Annotated in this window: 12 protein-coding genes; 2 read left to right on the top strand and 10 right to left on the bottom strand. The window is 43.8% G+C overall.

What is annotated here, in order from left to right; all coding sequences use genetic code 11:
• Positions 1-61 precede the first annotated feature (61 nt).
• The 4 genes from uvrA to BGI33_RS03480 all read right to left on the bottom strand — a co-directional run bounded on the left by uvrA (position 62) and on the right by BGI33_RS03480 (position 7425).
• On the bottom strand, positions 62-2890 hold the full coding sequence (gene uvrA, locus BGI33_RS03500; RefSeq protein ID WP_100089952.1) for an excinuclease ABC subunit UvrA: 2829 nt from the start codon (positions 2888-2890) through the stop codon (positions 62-64).
• Between the two features lie 118 nt (positions 2891-3008).
• Positions 3009-4337, bottom strand: coding sequence for an MFS transporter (locus BGI33_RS03495; protein ID WP_100089951.1), 1329 nt, complete (start codon positions 4335-4337; stop codon positions 3009-3011).
• Between the two features lie 29 nt (positions 4338-4366).
• Entirely contained in the window at positions 4367-4693 is a 327-nt protein-coding gene (locus BGI33_RS03490; protein ID WP_100089950.1) for an HLGFF motif protein, read from the bottom strand.
• 785 nt (positions 4694-5478) lie between these two features.
• On the bottom strand, positions 5479-7425 hold the full coding sequence (locus BGI33_RS03480; RefSeq protein ID WP_100089948.1) for a lytic transglycosylase: 1947 nt from the start codon (positions 7423-7425) through the stop codon (positions 5479-5481).
• 159 nt (positions 7426-7584) lie between these two features.
• On the opposite strand from BGI33_RS03480, the gene BGI33_RS03475 reads away from it, so the two are divergent.
• Complete coding sequence (locus tag BGI33_RS03475) at positions 7585-8292, top strand: class I SAM-dependent methyltransferase (protein ID WP_100089947.1); 708 nt, start codon at positions 7585-7587, stop codon at positions 8290-8292.
• A gap of 76 nt (positions 8293-8368) precedes the next feature.
• Here the strand turns inward: BGI33_RS03475 and BGI33_RS03470 are convergent, their stop codons facing one another.
• The 4 genes from BGI33_RS03470 to ppsR all read right to left on the bottom strand — a co-directional run bounded on the left by BGI33_RS03470 (position 8369) and on the right by ppsR (position 13053).
• The gene (locus BGI33_RS03470; protein WP_100089946.1) at positions 8369-9757 is read right to left on the bottom strand and encodes an aspartate aminotransferase family protein; all 1389 of its coding nucleotides are present in this window, start codon (positions 9755-9757) and stop codon (positions 8369-8371) included.
• Positions 9758-9848: 91 nt separating this feature from the next.
• Positions 9849-11183, bottom strand: coding sequence for a glutamine synthetase family protein (locus tag BGI33_RS03465; RefSeq protein WP_100089945.1), 1335 nt, complete (start codon positions 11181-11183; stop codon positions 9849-9851).
• Between the two features lie 8 nt (positions 11184-11191).
• Positions 11192-11962 carry a gamma-glutamyl-gamma-aminobutyrate hydrolase family protein gene (locus BGI33_RS03460; protein WP_100089944.1) on the bottom strand — a complete coding sequence of 257 codons (771 nt, stop codon included), beginning with the start codon at positions 11960-11962 and terminating at the stop codon, positions 11192-11194.
• 269 nt (positions 11963-12231) lie between these two features.
• The gene (gene ppsR / locus BGI33_RS03455; protein WP_100089943.1) at positions 12232-13053 is read right to left on the bottom strand and encodes a posphoenolpyruvate synthetase regulatory kinase/phosphorylase PpsR; all 822 of its coding nucleotides are present in this window, start codon (positions 13051-13053) and stop codon (positions 12232-12234) included.
• A 417-nt stretch (positions 13054-13470) separates the two neighbouring features.
• Here ppsR and ppsA point away from each other — a divergent pair, with 417 nt between their 5' ends.
• Positions 13471-15858: a phosphoenolpyruvate synthase gene (ppsA, locus tag BGI33_RS03450; RefSeq protein WP_100089942.1), complete on the top strand. Its 2388-nt coding sequence runs from the start codon at positions 13471-13473 to the stop codon at positions 15856-15858.
• Positions 15859-15911: 53 nt separating this feature from the next.
• Here the strand turns inward: ppsA and BGI33_RS03445 are convergent, their stop codons facing one another.
• Together BGI33_RS03445 and BGI33_RS03440 are read right to left on the bottom strand one after the other, a co-directional pair.
• Positions 15912-16130 carry a hypothetical protein gene (locus tag BGI33_RS03445; RefSeq protein WP_100089941.1) on the bottom strand — a complete coding sequence of 73 codons (219 nt, stop codon included), beginning with the start codon at positions 16128-16130 and terminating at the stop codon, positions 15912-15914.
• Positions 16131-16465: 335 nt separating this feature from the next.
• Complete coding sequence (locus BGI33_RS03440; RefSeq protein ID WP_100089940.1) at positions 16466-17431, bottom strand: esterase/lipase family protein; 966 nt, start codon at positions 17429-17431, stop codon at positions 16466-16468.
• Between the last annotated feature and the right edge of the window lie 261 nt (positions 17432-17692).

The raw sequence follows: 17692 nt of genomic DNA, 5'->3' as shown, positions 1-17692 counted from the left end.
CAGTAAAGTAGTCACCTGTAACCAAAATGGTCTAGCTATATTGGGCAAACAGGCTGAAAGGTTATTTGCCCAGCATTGGCTTAAGGTACTTACCGGTATAGCTTTTACGATTGGCGGCAACTTCTTCTGGTGTCCCTTCTGCAATAATGGTACCGCCACCATCACCACCTTCCGGACCAAGGTCAACGATATAGTCAGCTGTTTTGATTACGTCCAGATTATGTTCGATAATAACGATGCTATTGCCTTTGCCTTTCAGGCGCTGAATAACATCAAGTAACAGGGCAATATCGGCAAAGTGCAGACCTGTGGTGGGTTCATCCAGTATGTACAAGGTGCGGCCGGTATCGCGCTTGGACAGCTCCAGTGCCAGTTTGACACGCTGAGCTTCGCCACCGGACAAGGTGGTAGCCGACTGCCCCAGACGCACATAGCCCAGCCCTACGTCCAGTAGTGTTTGCAGTTTGCGTTTTACTATAGGTACGGCATCAAAGAAAGTACAGGCATCTTCAACGGTCATTTCCAGAATTTCGCTGATGTTTTTGCCCTTGTATTGGATTTCCAGTGTTTCGCGGTTATAACGTTTGCCATGACAAACTTCGCAGGGAACATAAATATCGGGCAGAAAATGCATTTCTACCTTAATCACGCCATCGCCCTGACAGGCTTCACAGCGTCCGCCTTTTACATTAAAGGAAAACCGCCCAACGCTGTAACCACGCTCGCGTGACAGCGGTACGCCGGCAAACAGTTCACGGATTGGGGTGAACAGACCGGTATAGGTGGCTGGATTGGAACGCGGGGTACGACCAATGGGCGACTGGTCGACATTGATTACTTTGTCCAGTTGTTCCAATCCCTGAATATTTTCATATGGCGCAGGCTCTTCACTGGCACGGTTTAGTTCTCGTGCTGTAATTTTCGCCAGAGTATCATTAATCAGGGTGGATTTACCGCTACCAGAGACACCGGTAATACAGGTAATCAACCCAAGCGGTAATGTCAAAGTAACGTTTTTGAGATTATTGCCGCTGGCTCCACTTAAAATCAATAAGCGTTTTTTGTCTACAGGAGTGCGTTGTGCCGGTATGCTGATGGATTTTTTGCCACTAAGATACTGGCCAGTAATCGATTCTTTGCAGCTGGCAACCTGTTTTGGTGAGGCGGCAATAATCACGTGGCCACCGTGTTCACCGGCACCGGGGCCCATGTCGACAACAAAATCAGCCGCACGGATGGCATCTTCATCATGTTCGACCACAATTACGCTGTTACCCAAATCGCGCAGGTGCTTCAGGGTATCCAGCAGGCGGTCGTTATCACGCTGGTGCAGACCGATAGAGGGTTCGTCCAGTACGTACATCACACCGGTCAAGCCGGAACCAATCTGGCTGGCCAGACGGATACGCTGTGCTTCACCGCCAGATAATGTTTCTGCACTACGTGCCAGGCTCAGATAATTGAGGCCAACATTAATCAGAAAACCAAGCCGTTCATTGATTTCCTTAAGAATTTTTTCGGCAATTTGTTTTTTGTTACCATCCAGATTCAGATTCTGGAAAAAATCCAGTGTGATTGTGAGCGGCCAAGCATTTACATCCTGTAATGGCTTACCGCCTACATAAACGTAACGTGCTTCAGTACGCAGACGCGCACCCCCACAGGCCGGGCAGGCACGATGGCTTTGGTATTGGGCTAACTCTTCGCGCACAGTGGCGGAATCGGTTTCCCGATAGCGGCGCTCCAGATTGGGTAGAATACCTTCAAACGGATGGCTACGGGTGAATTTAGTACCCCGTTCTGAAAGGTAAGTAAATTCAATCTGCTCCTTGCCGGAACCATACAGAACGATGTTCTGGATTTTTTCTTTCAGTTGATTAAATGGAGTATCAACGTCAAAATCAAAATGATGAGCCAGTGACTGAATCATCTGGAAATAAAAAGTATTGCGTTTATCCCAGCCTTTGATAGCACCCGCGGCCAAAGACAAGTCCGGATGCATAACTACGCGTTCAGGGTCAAAATAATCCATGCTGCCCAGTCCGTCACAGCTGGGGCAGGCACCGACAGGATTGTTGAAGCTGAACAGCCTTGGTTCCAGTTCCTGTAGGCTGTATGAGCATACAGGGCAGGCAAAGCGGGCAGAAAACCAGTGTTCTTGGTCACTGTCCATTTCTATGGCAAGGGCACGTTCATTGCCAAGACGCAGTGCGGTTTCAAAACTTTCAGCCAGACGCTGTTTGATATCGGTGCGTACTTTTACTCGGTCGATGACTACGTCAATATCGTGCTTAATATTTTTCTGTAGCTTGGGCACTTCTTCAATCGCATACACTTCACCATCAACCCGTACCCGGGCAAAACCCTGTACCTGTAAATCGGCAAAGTAGTCTATGAATTCACCTTTGCGCCCGCGTACCGCGGGTGCCAGAATCATTACCCGGCTATCTTCTTGCAGAGCCAGAATATGGTCTACCATCTGCGAAACAGTTTGACTTGAAAGTGGCAGATTGTGTTCGGGACAATACGGCGTACCAACCCGTGCATACAATAAACGGAGATAATCGTGAATTTCAGTGACCGTGCCTACAGTGGAACGGGGGTTGTGACTGGTGGCTTTCTGTTCAATGGAAATGGCTGGGGACAGACCCTCAATTAAATCAACATCCGGCTTTTCCATCATTTGCAGAAACTGGCGTGCATAAGCCGACAGGCTTTCGACGTAACGCCGTTGACCTTCTGCATATAAGGTGTCAAAAGCCAGAGAAGATTTACCACTGCCAGACAGGCCGGTGATGACTACCAGTTGATGGCGGGGAATGTCCAGATCTATGTTTTTAAGATTATGTGTACGTGCACCGCGAATATGAATTCTGTCGTTATCTGACATAATGCCTTGCCCGAGCTAATGAAATGGGATTTTGGCTTTAATCAAATTACTGTTTATTAAAACCATCCGGTATTATACCCATTTCAAAACTCTAATTTAAAGCTGTCAAGTAAAGGTTTTAATATTTGCGTAAAATAAATCTCTTAAAATCAAGGCATAATTCCTGATTGCACCATAAATAAAATAAAACCGGCACATTTCCCAAAGCTACAATCAGATACAGGGCATTAATACTGTTAAACAGCCAGATAAGCACAGCGCTCAATATTGCTGCACAGACCATAAACAGGCCATTAATAATGTTATTGGCGGCAACTGCATGAGCACGGAATTCATTGCTGCTGGCCGTTTGCAGCCATGTATATAGAGGCAGGGAAAAGAAACCACCGCAAAAGCCAATACCAATTATGCACAGCATAACCATTATGCTATTGGGTCGGCTCAGAAATGTGCTGATACCCTCAATGGGCAGACTATGCTGTGCCTGAGTGACCCACACCAGCAGCAGACCAAAGATACTCATGCCAAGCGTACCTAGTATAACCAGACTAAGATGTAACTGATGCCGGCTCAGGCGCGCACAGGCAATCGAACCACTACCAATGCCCAATGAAAACAAAGTAAGCATCAGATTAAATACCGCCTCATTACCGCCAAGATTCAGGCGGGTGAAAGTGGGAAGCTGAGTAATGTAAACCGAACCAATCAGCCAGAACCAGGAAATGCCGATTATGGCTACCCAGACGTTTTTTTGCTGATAGGTTTGCTTGAGTAGCTGTTTAGTGCTGCGCAAAAGGTTTGCATCAATATACTGCTGGGGAATCTGTGCCGGTACGCGTGGCATAAACATGCTGGCCAGTTGCCCTAATATGGCCACAAACAGCAGAATACCAAACAACCAGGTTGTGTCAGTGCCTGCCAGGATGGTACCGAAAATCTGCCCCAACAGGATAGACAAAAAGGTGCCGCTTTCAATCAGACTGTTACCATTCAGTAATTCATATTGTGGCAGGTATTCGGGCAAAATAGCGTATTTTAAGGGGCCAAACAGAGTAGAGTGTGTTCCCATCAGAAACAGGCACAGCATTAATATTGCTACCGAATGCAGCCAGAAGCCAAGGCCAGCTACCAGCATAATGCAGATTTCTGCGGCTTTAATCCAGCGCGCCAGTATGGCTTTATCCAGTTTGTTGGATAATTCGCCAGATAGGGCAGAAAACAAAAAATAGGGCAGAATATACAGTAAGGCACCGGCATTTAACATCTGGCTGGCAGGTAGCCAGGAGTTTGCGCCCAGGCCATAAAAGCTAATCAGCACAAATAGGGCGGTTTTAAACAGATTATCGTTAAATGCACCAAAAAACTGGGTACCAAACAGCGGCAGGAACCTTCTGGTATGGGCAAAAGCAAACTGGTTGCCAGATGGCAATATATCAGGTGTAGGCATATATGACCTTGCAAAAAGGTACTGAATGGTTACAGGGTGCCGGTGAGGTCGTTCAGCAGAAAATGCTGGCCGCACAGGCTAAGATACTGTTGCTGCAAACGGCCGATAATATTGTTTTCAGCATCACATAATTGCACATAATCGGACTGTCTGTACCAGCTTAGGCTGTTATGTTGGGACAACTGCTGCAATATCTGCCATTGTACCGGGCATGCTTGCCGGTCTGCCTCATCTGCCTGTGCTTTAATTGCATAATAACCGGTAGCACCACTGGTATAGGTGGAATCATCTTCGTCCATCAACACCAGAAAACCAAGATGATGGTTGTCTGGGCTATTAATACTAAAATAAAACATAATTAAAAATTTCTTTGAAGTCTGAAAAGGACTTAATCAAATTCTGAATCCTGCTGTCAGGATTCTAGCAGTTTATAAAAAATTGTGTCTGCTAATATGCATGCTTTTGCCCACGGAATATCCAATAATATTAATTATGAGTCGTGATGGGGGAAATAAAGATGGTTGTTAATACGTTGGTCAATATATCGGTAGGAAATCAATGTTGTGGTTTTTTCAGTATGGGATTGGGGTAAGGTAAACAGGAAAAGACAAGAGCAATATTGCATGGCTTGGTACTGTGCTGGTGTTGACTTCGGCTATTGTAAAAGGCTGTCTGGATTCGTCTGCGGCAGAACATGTTGCACAGAATGGACGTTAAAATCTCAACAGCTTTAATGTTACAGACAGATAATACTGTTGGTGACCCAGTGATACTGGTGCTGGGTGTATGTGGGGCATTATTCCATTCAGGACATGGATGCAATAGTTTAACTGAATATTGATTGAACTCTGGTTACTGCTTGATGCTGACGGAATAAAGGACTAGAAAATGCTTCAGTCAGTGTAAGTGGTATTTTTCTGGCACTGAAAACGGTTTTCAGGTTAATAATAATGGCAATTATATTGCTTAAAAAGTCTGTGGGTATGCAGGTTCTGGCCGGTACGATAATGGTTATTGGGGTGGCAACTACCTGTATATTCATTCCGCAAAAGAACTAAGCAGATTTACTTTTAATAAAAAAGGTTAGTGCATTGAGCACTAACCCTGATTTTTAGCACTGAAGCTTTGACAAAAAACTAGATTACATATTGGTCAGTTTAAGTTTTTGCCCCGGGCGTAATACCTGCTTACCATGAACTTTCTTGAGTTTGCTTACGGGGATATTCAGACGCTGGGCAATGCTGGTAAGGGTATCGCCTTTTTTTACAGTATAGGACGCTGGAATAATGCTGGTCTTGCTATTGCCAGTCCTGCGTGCTGAAGCCAGCATGCGTTTGCTGTTAACATTAGTATCAATTTTCAGTACCTGCCCCACTTGTAGGTTGTGGCCTCGCAGATTATTCGCCGTTACCAGATCGGCAACATTGATGTTATAGCGCTGGGCAATTGAGAATAAAGTATCACCCTTGTTCACTTTATGGGCTACATTACGGCGGCTGTCGGCAACATTAATTATCTTGCGTGCAGCACGCTCAGAACGGTTTTCAGCTACACGGGAAACCTGTGCTTCCTCGCGCTCAGCCTGTGCCAGTACTTTTTGTACAGAAGCGGCAGCGGCGGCCTGTAGTTGAGCAGTCTGTGCCATTTGCATCAATGCGTCACTATTTTCTGCTGCTAATGGTGCTGGTGAATTAGCCGCTGCTGGTGTGGTGGTAGCAGTAGCAACTGTCACTGTCTGTGTTGTTGTATTTTCCGGCAATGGCTGTTCGGCATTAAGCGCAGTGGTAGCCACCGTAGATGTACGGGTAATAGTTAGGGCTTCCTGATTATTGCTAACTATATTGTTTGACTGGGCTACTGTTACAGTAGGATGGGTCACGAATGTGCCGGGAGGTAACACAGGCTGTGCCATGGCAATATTCAGCAATGGGTCGGTATCACTGTTGCTGAAAGAATCCAGAATCTGAGTATTCAAGCTGTTTTTACTGATCAGCAGGCTGCGTCCGGCTGGAACAGTGTTACTGCTAAGATTATTCAGCCGTTTGATTTCTGCACTGCTCATGCCGGTCTGGGCTGCTAAATCTGCCACACTGGTAGGTGCAAAAGCTTTAAAGACATTCCAGGACAGCAGGCTGCTTTTATCTGCGCTGCGGTAATTACGTTCAAAGGTATTCACTGCGGTAATCGGCAGCAGCATTTTGCGGTTTTCTTTGGGAATGAATACCGGGCTCTTGAAGCTTGGATTGAGTGTTAAGAATTCTGAAGTAGAAATATTGGCCAAGCGGGCAGCCGCATCAATATCAATCGGCTGGTCGATACTGATGGCTTCAAAATAAGGACGATTTGGTACGGAAGCCAGATGGATGCCAAATGCCTGTGGATTTTCAATAATATTGCGTACAGCCAGCAGCTTAGGCACGTAATTACGGGTTTCATTAGGCATACGCAGATTTTCATAGGTAGGAGCAATGCCGGCCAGCTGGGCGCGTTTGATGGCTTTACCTACATTGCCCTCACCCCAGTTGTAAGCAGCCAGTGCCAGCGACCAATCACCAAACAGGCTGTAAAGATATTGCAGATAGGTTAAAGCAGCATCGGTAGCAGCATATACGTCATGACGGCCATCATAAAGATTGGTTTGTTCCAGTCCATACTGGCGGCCGCTGTGGGGCATAAACTGCCATAATCCAGATGCACCCACGCGAGATTTTGCCTTGCTGACAAAAGCACTTTCAATAAAAGGCAATAAAGCTACTTCAGCCGGCATCTGGCGTTTTTCTGCCTCATTCACAATGTGATATAAATATGGCTGACTGCGTAGAATGGTACGATTGAAATAGTCGCCGTGGCTTGAATAGTATTGCTCATGCTTGCGAACAATTTCAGGATTGACTTCAGTCATACGAAAATCCTGACGCATACGCCCCCAGATATCATGAGCAGGATGCGCTTTGCCTTTAAGGGTGGCCGCATTCAAATTCATGATTGATAATCCGATGCCATTACTGGTGTAAGATTGGGCAAATGAGATAGAGGGAGCGAGTACCAGGCTAGTGAGTGCCAGTACCATATGCTTCAATTGAGCCATTCGTATAACCGTAAAATTTATGCAAAATCCCATTAATATTAAAGAGGAATTCCTTAACAGTCAAGGATAAATCCCTATTTTTACAGTAATGTTGCAAATGCGATAGAATCTTTTAAATGGCTATGATATTTATTTAACATATGCGCAATGGTGTTGTGAATGAGTTATCCGAGATTGGAAAACTGGCTGGCAGAGCATGCTTTTGGTTTGTATCTTAGCCAGCTTGAACAGCAGTTTATAAGGCATCAATTATCAGTATTGCGTTTTGGAACTATTATGCAATGCGGCTTGCCACGGTGGCAGTTTCAGAATGTATTTGCCGCAGAGTCGCAGTATATTGTACAAAGCGTACAGGCTGATGCAAATGTGGCTATTGTTGCTGACAGTACGGCTTTACCTTGGGTACAACCATGTATGGATACAATTATCTGGCCGCATGGTTTGGATATGATATCCAGTCATGATGCAGCCATAGCGGAAATAGCACGGGTATTAGTGCCGGGAGGTCATGTTATCCTAACTGGGCTGAATGTTCAGGGATACTGGCGCCTGTTTTATAAGCGCTGCATACACAGCCGGCCAGCTTTAAATCTTTTATCTGCAAGTGCTGTAGTGAGCCGGATGCAACAATATGGCTTGTATCTTGAAGAAGGAAAGTTTATGGGTTATGGCATCCCTGGCTGTTTCGGGAAAAATCATCAAGCCATCGAGTATATGGGTAACCGCTGGTGGCCGCATTTGGCCGCAGTTTATGGTCTGGTGCTGGTTAAACGGACTGTTCCGCTTACTTTAACGCCACAGAATGCTGCGAATCTGGGGTTGAATTCGGTAACCAATATGGCTTTAAAAGGCATGGGGTATAATTAGCATGGCTGTAAAGCCTCAGCGTTAACTGAATTAAAAAGACCTGAGTCCTAGCTCAGGTCTTTTGCCTGTGTGAATGTCAGGCTGTCTTATCAGCATCACTGCTCAGCTTTTTATCCATGAGTTCTTCAAATTCACGCATACAGGTAGCGGCAATGGCCAGCATGGTATCGATTTCCTTTTTGGAAATAATCAGCGGTGGAGCCGCTACCATGTGGTCACCACAGGCGCGGAAAATCAGATTGTTTTTGAAAAAGATATCACGGCAAATTAAACCGGTGGTACCAAAATTTTCAAAAAATTCTCGCGTTTCGCGGTTTTTTACCAGAGTGAAACCACACATTAGACCCTCTGCTCGGATATCTGCAACATATTTAAACTGGCTGAATGTTTCCTGCCAGCGTTTACGCAGATATGGGCCGGTTTTGGTGCGTACCTTTTCAATAATATTTTCATCATCCAGTATGTTCAGGTTTTCGCACGCCACTGCTGCTGAAACCGGATGGCCGCTATAAGTAAAGCCATGATTAAAATCACCACCTGCCAGCAGGCCTTCAGTTACCCTGTCATTTACCATAACAGCTCCAATGGGTAAATATCCGGAAGACAATCCTTTAGCCGTAGTAAAGATATCGGGAGTAAAGCCGAGTGTTTCGAAGCCAAACCATCTTCCGGTACGGCCGTAGCCACAAATTACCTCATCCGCTACCAGCAAAATATCGTATTTTTTGCAGATTGCTTCAATTCGTGGCCAGTAGCTTGCTGGTGGAATAATCACGCCACCTGCGCCCTGAATAGGTTCGCCAACAAATGCTGCAATTTTATCCGCACCCAGGGACAGGATTTTTTCTTCAAGCCAATTGGCCGCACGGATACCAAACTCTTCTTCACTTTCATTGTTGTTGGCTAAACCGTAATACCAGGGCTGTTCGATATGGACGATATTAGCTATGGGTAAATCACCCTGTTCATGCATGCTTTTCATACCGCCCAAGCTGGCTCCGCCAAGGGTTGAACCGTGATAGCCATTCCAGCGACCAATAATGATTTTTTTGGTTGGTTGTCCTACTGATGTCCAGTAATGACGCACCATACGAATCATGGTATCAACTGATTCCGAACCAGAATTTGTATAGAACACATGATTAAATTCAGGCGGGGTAATTTCTACCAGTTTTTCGGATAATTTAATTACAGCCGGATGGGTGGTTTTGAAAAAAGTATTATAAAACGGCAAAACCTCCATTTGTTTCTCGGCAATTTTAGCCAGTTTCTTTTGTCCGTAACCAATGTTCACACACCATAAGCCGGCCATGCCATCAATGATTTCATTGCCGTCACTGTCATAGACATAAATACCCTTAGCCTTAACCATCATACGTACGCCATGTTTTTTAAGCTGGGCATTGTCTGAAAACGGATGCAGGTGATGTTTTACGGCGTGTTTGGTATCGGTTTTTTTAGTCATATAAAATACTCCTTTGTTAAAAATGATACAGGCTGTTTACTAAGCTTGCTGTGAACAGCAGCAAACCCGCAGAACCGGCCATGTACGTGGTTCAAACATGCAACAGTAGATATTTACGTTCCCATGGGCTGATTACCCGAAAATATTCAGATACTTCCTGTTCTTTGACTGCAATGTACATTTCGACAAAACGTTGCCCCAATAGATCATGTATTGGTTCACACTGGCGCAGACGTTCTATGGCCTCTTCCAGTGTGGTAGGAAACTGATAGGGCAGAGAGTATGCATTAGTGCTCATGGGGGTGCGCGGCTGTAACTGTTCTTTAATTCCCAGATAGCCACAGCCCAGTGAGCAGGCTATCGCCAGATAGGGATTGACATCCACCCCAGCCAGCCGGTTTTCAATGCGCCGGCCTTTGGCACTGGCACGAGGAACACGTAAGCCAACCGTACGGTTGTCATAGCCCCATTCTACGTTGGTTGGCGCCGCGGTAAAACGGGTCAGGCGGCGAAATGAATTCACATACGGGGCAAAAAATGGCATGGTAAGAGGCAGATATTTTTGCAAACCGCCAATAAAATGGAAAAACAGATCTGAAGGTGTGCCATCGGCATTGCTGAAAGCATTATTACCGCTTTTTACGTCATTCAGACTCTGGTGAATATGCATGGCACTTCCCGGTTCACCTTCCATAGGCTTGGCCATAAAAGTGGCATACATTTTGTGGTGAAATGCTGACTCCCGTACAGTACGTTTAAACAGAAATACCTGATCAGCCAAATCCAGTGCATTGCCATGCAGAAAATTAATTTCCATCTGTGCGGCACCAATTTCATGAATCAAGGTGTCTACTTCAAGATTCTGTTCATGACAATAGTCGTATATTTCCTCAAATAGCGGGTCAAACTCATTAACTGCATCCACGGCATAGGAGCGCCGGCCAAACTCACTGCGTCCTGTACGGCCTATCGGTGGTTGCAGCGGTACATCCGGATCAGGATTGGGCGAAATCAGATAAAATTCCATTTCAGGAGCAACAATCGGCTCCAACCCCATATTTTCATACAGTTTCAGTATGCGTTTGAGGACATTGCGTGGCGCGGTCTCTACCGGTAAACCCTCTGGGGAGAAACAGTCGAATATCAGTGATGCCGTGGGTTCCTGCGCCCAGGGAACAAACCGTAATGTTGTAGGGTCTGGCTTTAATTCCATATCTGCATCAGTTTCATCCAGCAGACTGGACTGCGGATATTCGCCGGTAACCGTTTGCAGTAATACTGCTTCAGGTAAGCGCATATCCGGTTCAGATATGAATTTGTCTTTGGGAATAATTTTGCCGCGAGCTACACCTGTAATATCTGGCAAGATACATTCTACTTCAGTAATACCATGTTCTTTGAGCCAGTTAAATATGCCATCATACATAAGTCACCTTAAAATGATTCCTTTTGCTTATGCAATTTATATTGCATACATGCTTCACGAAAAGCTTTAAAAATAGCGATAGAAAGCGGTTTTTGCCCATATAGCCATTCAGGATGCCATTGCACTGCATAGCCAAATAACGGCGCGGCATCAATCCTGAATGCTTCAATCAGGCCATCTGGTGCAGTTGCTTCTATGCTAAGCCCAGGTGCTAAAGTTTTAACTCCTTGTTGATGTAAAGAATTAACAGCATACTGTTGCTGGTCTGCGGCCAGCCACAGCATCAATAAACTGTCTGCATGCAGGTTGACAATGTGCGCATCATCGTACTGTACTTCAATTGGTTGATTATCTGGTTCCCGGTGATCCAGAAAACCAGGTATTTCCTGTAAATGCTGATAGAGCGTGCCGCCAAGTGCGACATTGATTTCCTGCAAGCCGCGGCAAACACCGAAAAGCGGTATACCTTTGTCGATAAGTTGCCGGATAAGTGGCAAAGTGGTGTGGTCGCGAGCCGTGTCCTGTAGTGTTCCTTCACGGGCAGTAGCTTCGCCATACCATTTTGGATCGATATTGGAATAGGAGCCAGGTAGAAAAACACCATCTACTAGTGTTAGTAAACGCTGTAATACAGTCTGGTCAGCCAGTGCTGGCAGCAGAATCACATCACCGACACTATCCTGTACGGCCTGTATGTATTTTTCGCCCACAGCGTGAAAATTCCACTTACCCATCTGCTTCACATCACACGGAATACCAATAACTGGGCGCAATTCCATAAATCAGTCTCAAAGTTTTAATAGTTAAGAGAATTTCCGAATTCTGTATTGCATAATCCCATGCCGTGAAAAAAATGGCAAGAATTCTTAAGTTAAAGTATCGAAGAGAAATTTTTTCTGTTTGCATGCTCTGAAAGATAATGCCAATCGCACGCGAGAAAGAACATTTTTCTTGTCTGTCTAAACAGCATATTCACACTAATATGGCTGACAACTATAAAAAAAGCCCTGAAAATTTTCAGGGCGAAAATACACAGAATTAAACAACTTTAAAACCGACGCTGTAACTTTGCAGCCAGAATAATACTGGCGGCCAGTTCTTCAATGGATTTATGAGTCGTATTGGTATAAGGAATATTAAAACGGCGAAACATATCTTCTGCAGTTAAAATTTCACGCCGGCAATTATCTCTGCTGGCATAGCGTGAATCAGGACGCCGCTCCGAACGAATATGATGCAGGCGGTCAGCGTCAATAGTTAATCCATATAATTTTTGCCGGAACGGCTGTAGCATTCTGGGTAGTTCACTGCTTTCCAGATCTTCAGGAATAAGGGGATAGTTGGCCGCGCGAATACCATACTGTAGTGCCAGATACAGGCAGGTAGGGGTTTTACCGCTGCGGGATACACCCATCAGAATCACATCGGCTTTTTTTAATTCCCGATCTGTAATACCATCATCATGATTAAGAGCAAAATTAATTGCCTCCATACGCTTGTCGTAACGTTCGGTGTCATGCATGCCATGGGTGCGGCCGATAGAATGATTGGCCTCGGTGGCCAGCTCATCTTCCAGTTCTCCAATAAAAGCATCATAAAAACTCATGTGCAAACCGGCACTGGTTTTAATCAGCTCGCGAACATTTTCATCAACAATACTCGAAAAAACCAGCGGGCGTGTTTCACAATGGTTTGCAGCATTATTGATTAAAGCAACAATTTCACGTGCTTTTGTTTCTGTGTCTACAAAAGGGTAGGTAGCACGTTTGAATTCAATATTGTCAAACTGATTCAGCAAAGCTAGCCCCATACTTTCAGCTGTAATTCCGGTGCGGTCGGAAACAAAAAAAACTTGGCGTACAGGTTTCATAATTATTTATACAATCAAAGTTAAAGAAATTGCGACAGTTGAATAGATTATCTATTGTAAATGAAGTTTTCTCCTAACTCATATTTCAGTGTTGGCTTTTTTCAATAACTGGTTTGGAAAAATAAATCACATTGAACTTGCGTTATTCCGGCATAAATACGCATACTTTAAGCTATTTTTGTCATATATTTAAATTTAAATTGTTAATAAGCAAATTAAATTGATATATTCAGCTAAAAAATCGATATTGAAATTAAAATACTTATGCTATCAATGATTTGTAAGTAAAAGGTGTTTGACAAAAGCTAAACTATATTCACAAAGAGCAGATAAATAGCCAAAAATACATGACATTTTATACCTGACTAGTTAGAATAGACCGTCTTCAACTTTCACACTCCACACTGGATAACCATCATGGCCGGTAATAACGTAATCTGGTTTGAAAATTTGCGCATGACTGATGTTGAAAGCGTCGGCGGTAAAAATGCTTCTCTTGGCGAGATGATTTCACAGCTCACTGAAAAAGGTGTGCGTGTCCCCGGTGGTTTTGCTACCACTGCCGAAGCCTATCGCAAATTTCTTGCTTACGAAGGTTTGAGTGAACGGATTAATAACGAACTCAATGCACTTGATGTCGATAATGTTGCCGAATTGGCAAGAGTAGGTAAACAAATCCGTCAATGGATTATGGATACCCCATTTCCGCCTGAACTGGAATCAGATTTACAGGCTGCATGGGAAAAAATGGTAGCAGATGCCGGTACAGACCAGATTTGCGTGGCTGTGCGCTCTTCTGCTACTGCTGAAGATTTACCGGATGCTTCTTTTGCAGGCCAGCAGGAAACATTTTTGAATATCAGTGGCTATGAAAATGTCAAGGAAGCTATGCATCATGTATTTGCTTCCCTGTATAATGATCGTGCCATTTCCTATCGAGTTCACAAGAATTTTGCTCATGATGTAGTAGCACTTTCTGCCGGCGTACAGCGCATGGTACGCTCTGATAAAGGCGCATCCGGCGTAATGTTCACCATGGATACCGAATCCGGATTTGATCAGGTGGTATTCATTACTTCATCTTATGGCTTGGGTGAAACCGTAGTACAGGGCGCAGTAAACCCTGATGAATTTTACGTACATAAGCCTACCTTGCGTGCAGGCCGCCCGGCTATCCTGCGTAAAACTATGGGTTCAAAACTGATCAAAATGGTTTTCACCGATGCGGCACAGGCAGGTAAGTCTGTACAGACCGTGGATGTAGAGCCTGCTGAGCGGAAAAAATTCTCTATTAGTGCGGAAGAAATTACCGAGCTGGCTCAATACGCGCTGATTATTGAAGAACATTATGGCCGTCCAATGGATATCGAATGGGGGCGTGATGGTATTGATGGCAAACTGTATATTCTGCAAGCTCGTCCTGAAACCGTAAAATCACAGGAAAATAACAGCCGCGTACTGCGTCGCTACCAGATTAATGACAAATCTGCCATTCTGGTTGAAGGTCGCGCCATTGGCCAGAAAGTGGGTCAGGGCAAAGTAAGACTGGTTAAAAGCGTTGATGAAATGGACAAGGTTTTGCCAGGTGATGTGCTGGTAACCGACATGACTGACCCAGACTGGGAACCAGTGATGAAACGCGCTTCTGCCATCATTACCAATCGTGGCGGCCGTACCTGCCATGCTGCTATTATTGCGCGTGAACTGGGTATTCCAGCCGTAGTAGGGTGTGGTAATGCAACTTCTGCCTTGCAGGATGGTCAGGAAGTAACAGTATCCTGTGCCGAGGGTGACACTGGCTATGTTTATGAAAGTTTATTGAAGGTTGATGTTAATGAAATACCTCTAGACAATATGCCTGAATCACCAGCCAAAATCATGATGAATGTAGGTAATCCAGAGCTGGCTTTCAGCTTCTCCGGCTTGCCTGGTTATGGTATTGGTTTGGCACGCATGGAATTTATTATTAATCGCCAGATTGGTATCCACCCTCGCGCCTTGCTGGACTTTGACCAGCAGGATGAGCAAATGCAGGCCACTATCATCGACCGTATTGCTGGCTATACCTCTCCGGTAGATTTTTACGTTGATAAAATTGCTGAAGGTGTTGCTACACTTGCTGCTTCCGTTTATCCGAAAAAAGTGATTGTGCGTATGTCTGACTTTAAGACAAACGAATATGCCAATCTGTTGGGTGGTAACAAATACGAACCACATGAAGAAAATCCGATGCTGGGCTTCCGTGGTGCAGCACGTTATGTATCAGATGATTTCAAAGACTGTTTTGCGCTTGAATGTAAAGCCCTGAAATATGTTCGTGATGAAATGGGTCTGACCAATGTTGAAATCATGATTCCATTTGTACGTACCTTAAAAGAAGCAGAACATGTAGTTCGTGCCCTGAAGGATAATGGTCTGGAGCGCGGTAAAAATGGCTTGCGCCTGATTATGATGTGTGAATTGCCAACCAATGCTGTATTAGCTGAACAATTCCTGAAATACTTCGATGGCTTCTCTATTGGTTCCAACGACATGACTCAGTTAACTCTGGGCGTAGATCGTGATAGTGGTGGCCCGATTGCTGGCACTTTTGATGAACGCGACCCAGCAGTTAAAGTGATGTTCAGTCTGGCAATTCAGGCTTGTCGCAAGTTAAACAAATATATTGGTATTTGTGGACAGGGTCCATCTGACCATGCTGATTTTGCCAAATGGTTGATTGAAGAAGGAATTGAAACCATTTCTCTCAATCCTGATACCGTGATTGAAACTTGGTTGTATCTGGCAAAAGAATTGAAAAAATAAATTTTTCAATTAATTATGCCCAAGGCCGCTAGTTAACAACTAGCAGCCTTTATTTATAACTGGCTGAATGCATAAATTTTTCGCACAAGAATTCTATTCGCACGGCTAGATATTGTGATATTGCCATTGGCCCATAGCACAATATCCTGCTTTACACTACCCATACTTTTCCAGTTGGCAGATTTATCTAAGCGCCATTCTAATGGAATAGTCAACTTCATGCTGCCACCATTACCGATATCGGCTTTGGGGTCGTTATCACCTCCACCCACAATATCAAAGGTATTAGCAATATTAATTGTATTACCTATAGCTTTAAAATTAACTTCCTCTCCATTTCCTGTACATTGGGTATCACCAGGTATGTGTATATGGCAGTTTGGACCTTTACTTACATCCTTACTGTTAACCGTTGTTAATGAATATACACAAGTATGTTAATAATAAAGATAAACAACTAAGTATTTCCAACAGTGTGCTTGTTAATATTTAGTTATTTAAATTCAGCTTAATTCCCACACTGCACCAACAAATAAACGCCAAATATAAATAAAAAAAGCTGAACCCTGTAAAATCACATGATCCAGCTTTTGCTCATAAATATAATTTATAGACCTTTAGATTTCAAGCGTGCAGCATGTTCCAAATAAAGTTTTACCGGATCTGGTTTAATCGGATGCGCACCAGCAATTTGATTGACAGCATCGAAATGATCCATCTGGTAGTTAGAACAGATAACTTTACCCAAGTGAGTGCTATAACGGCCAACCAGACCATCATTTTGTCTACGCTCTTTTGTGAAGAAAGTACCTAATGCAACCAAAATAGCATGCGATGGATCTGCCAGATTTAAACCTTCATTAAGCGAGTTTGATTTAATAATACCACTCCAAGAATAGTAGTAAACACCATTAGTTTCTAGCTCTTTACCCTCGCCACCCCATTGTTCGGGCAGACCTTGCGGATATTTTTTATTAAACGCGTTAGTACCTTCAGTTGACAAGCTTTGTAGTGCGCTTCTAAAATCTTGTGGTAAACATGGCTTAGTACTAAATAGACCAATAAATTTCATAAATGTTTCAACAATCATATCAGCAGCAGGGCCAACCAATTTGCCAGAAAGAATTTCCAACATTAAATCTGCAATTTCAGAACCGAAATTCACACCATTTACAGAAGTTACTGAGCCGACTATTTCAGGATGGAGCGCAGCAACATAACGGCAAGTAGGCGCACCTTGGCTATGACCAATCAGATTTACTTTTTGGGCACGAGTTTCGTTCAGTATTTTTTTAACTTCAGCCAGCAACTGTTCACCACGGGTTTCGGTTGAATTAGTAGCTGAAATTGCAACAGTATAAACTTCAGTACCTTGTTTTTTTAAAGATTCAGCAATATTAAAGAAATATGGGTATCCCATAATTCTGTCGAAACCAAATAACCCATGGACAAGTACGATTGGATATTTTGTTTTAACGAGTTTTTTGCTAGGTTCGATAGGTACCAGACCTTTTAAGGTAGTGGTAGCTTTATCGTTGTTTCGGTGTTTTTTATGGTTATTTGAATTATCCATTAATGTAATTCCTTTCTATTTTTCCAGTAGATGAAGTTTTATTATGTAGTGCTGCTCAATAGCAGATAAGTACATTGGCAATCAATATCTTCAAAAAAACCTACAGTTTGGCGTGGCCGATGATGCGGCTATCCATCAGTGGGTAGTTTTGTATCTGTTATTTAGGAAATGTATGCCAAGTACGGTAATTATTTCATAACAATCGTTATTTTGTGTCAATTTTTTTTACAAAAAATAACGATTTTATAAATTATATATTAT

This window comes from Snodgrassella alvi, from assembly GCF_002777425.1.
GTDB lineage: Bacteria > Pseudomonadota > Gammaproteobacteria > Burkholderiales > Neisseriaceae > Snodgrassella > Snodgrassella alvi_B.
Note: the sequence above shows the minus strand (reverse complement) of the source record. Positions and strands in the feature narration are given on the sequence as shown.

Excerpts from the sequence above, each read along its gene's own strand:
- uvrA (WP_100089952.1), bottom strand. The coding sequence starts at position 2,890 with ATGTCAGATAACGACAGAATTCATATTCGCGGTGCACGTACACATAAT.
- BGI33_RS03495 (WP_100089951.1), bottom strand. The coding sequence starts at position 4,337 with ATGCCTACACCTGATATATTGCCATCTGGCAACCAGTTTGCTTTTGCC.
- BGI33_RS03490 (WP_100089950.1), bottom strand. The coding sequence starts at position 4,693 with ATGTTTTATTTTAGTATTAATAGCCCAGACAACCATCATCTTGGTTTT.
- BGI33_RS03480 (WP_100089948.1), bottom strand. The coding sequence starts at position 7,425 with ATGGCTCAATTGAAGCATATGGTACTGGCACTCACTAGCCTGGTACTC.
- BGI33_RS03475 (WP_100089947.1), top strand. The coding sequence starts at position 7,585 with ATGAGTTATCCGAGATTGGAAAACTGGCTGGCAGAGCATGCTTTTGGT.
- BGI33_RS03470 (WP_100089946.1), bottom strand. The coding sequence starts at position 9,757 with ATGACTAAAAAAACCGATACCAAACACGCCGTAAAACATCACCTGCAT.
- BGI33_RS03465 (WP_100089945.1), bottom strand. The coding sequence starts at position 11,183 with ATGTATGATGGCATATTTAACTGGCTCAAAGAACATGGTATTACTGAA.
- BGI33_RS03460 (WP_100089944.1), bottom strand. The coding sequence starts at position 11,962 with ATGGAATTGCGCCCAGTTATTGGTATTCCGTGTGATGTGAAGCAGATG.
- ppsR (WP_100089943.1), bottom strand. The coding sequence starts at position 13,053 with ATGAAACCTGTACGCCAAGTTTTTTTTGTTTCCGACCGCACCGGAATT.
- ppsA (WP_100089942.1), top strand. The coding sequence starts at position 13,471 with ATGGCCGGTAATAACGTAATCTGGTTTGAAAATTTGCGCATGACTGAT.
- BGI33_RS03440 (WP_100089940.1), bottom strand. The coding sequence starts at position 17,431 with ATGGATAATTCAAATAACCATAAAAAACACCGAAACAACGATAAAGCT.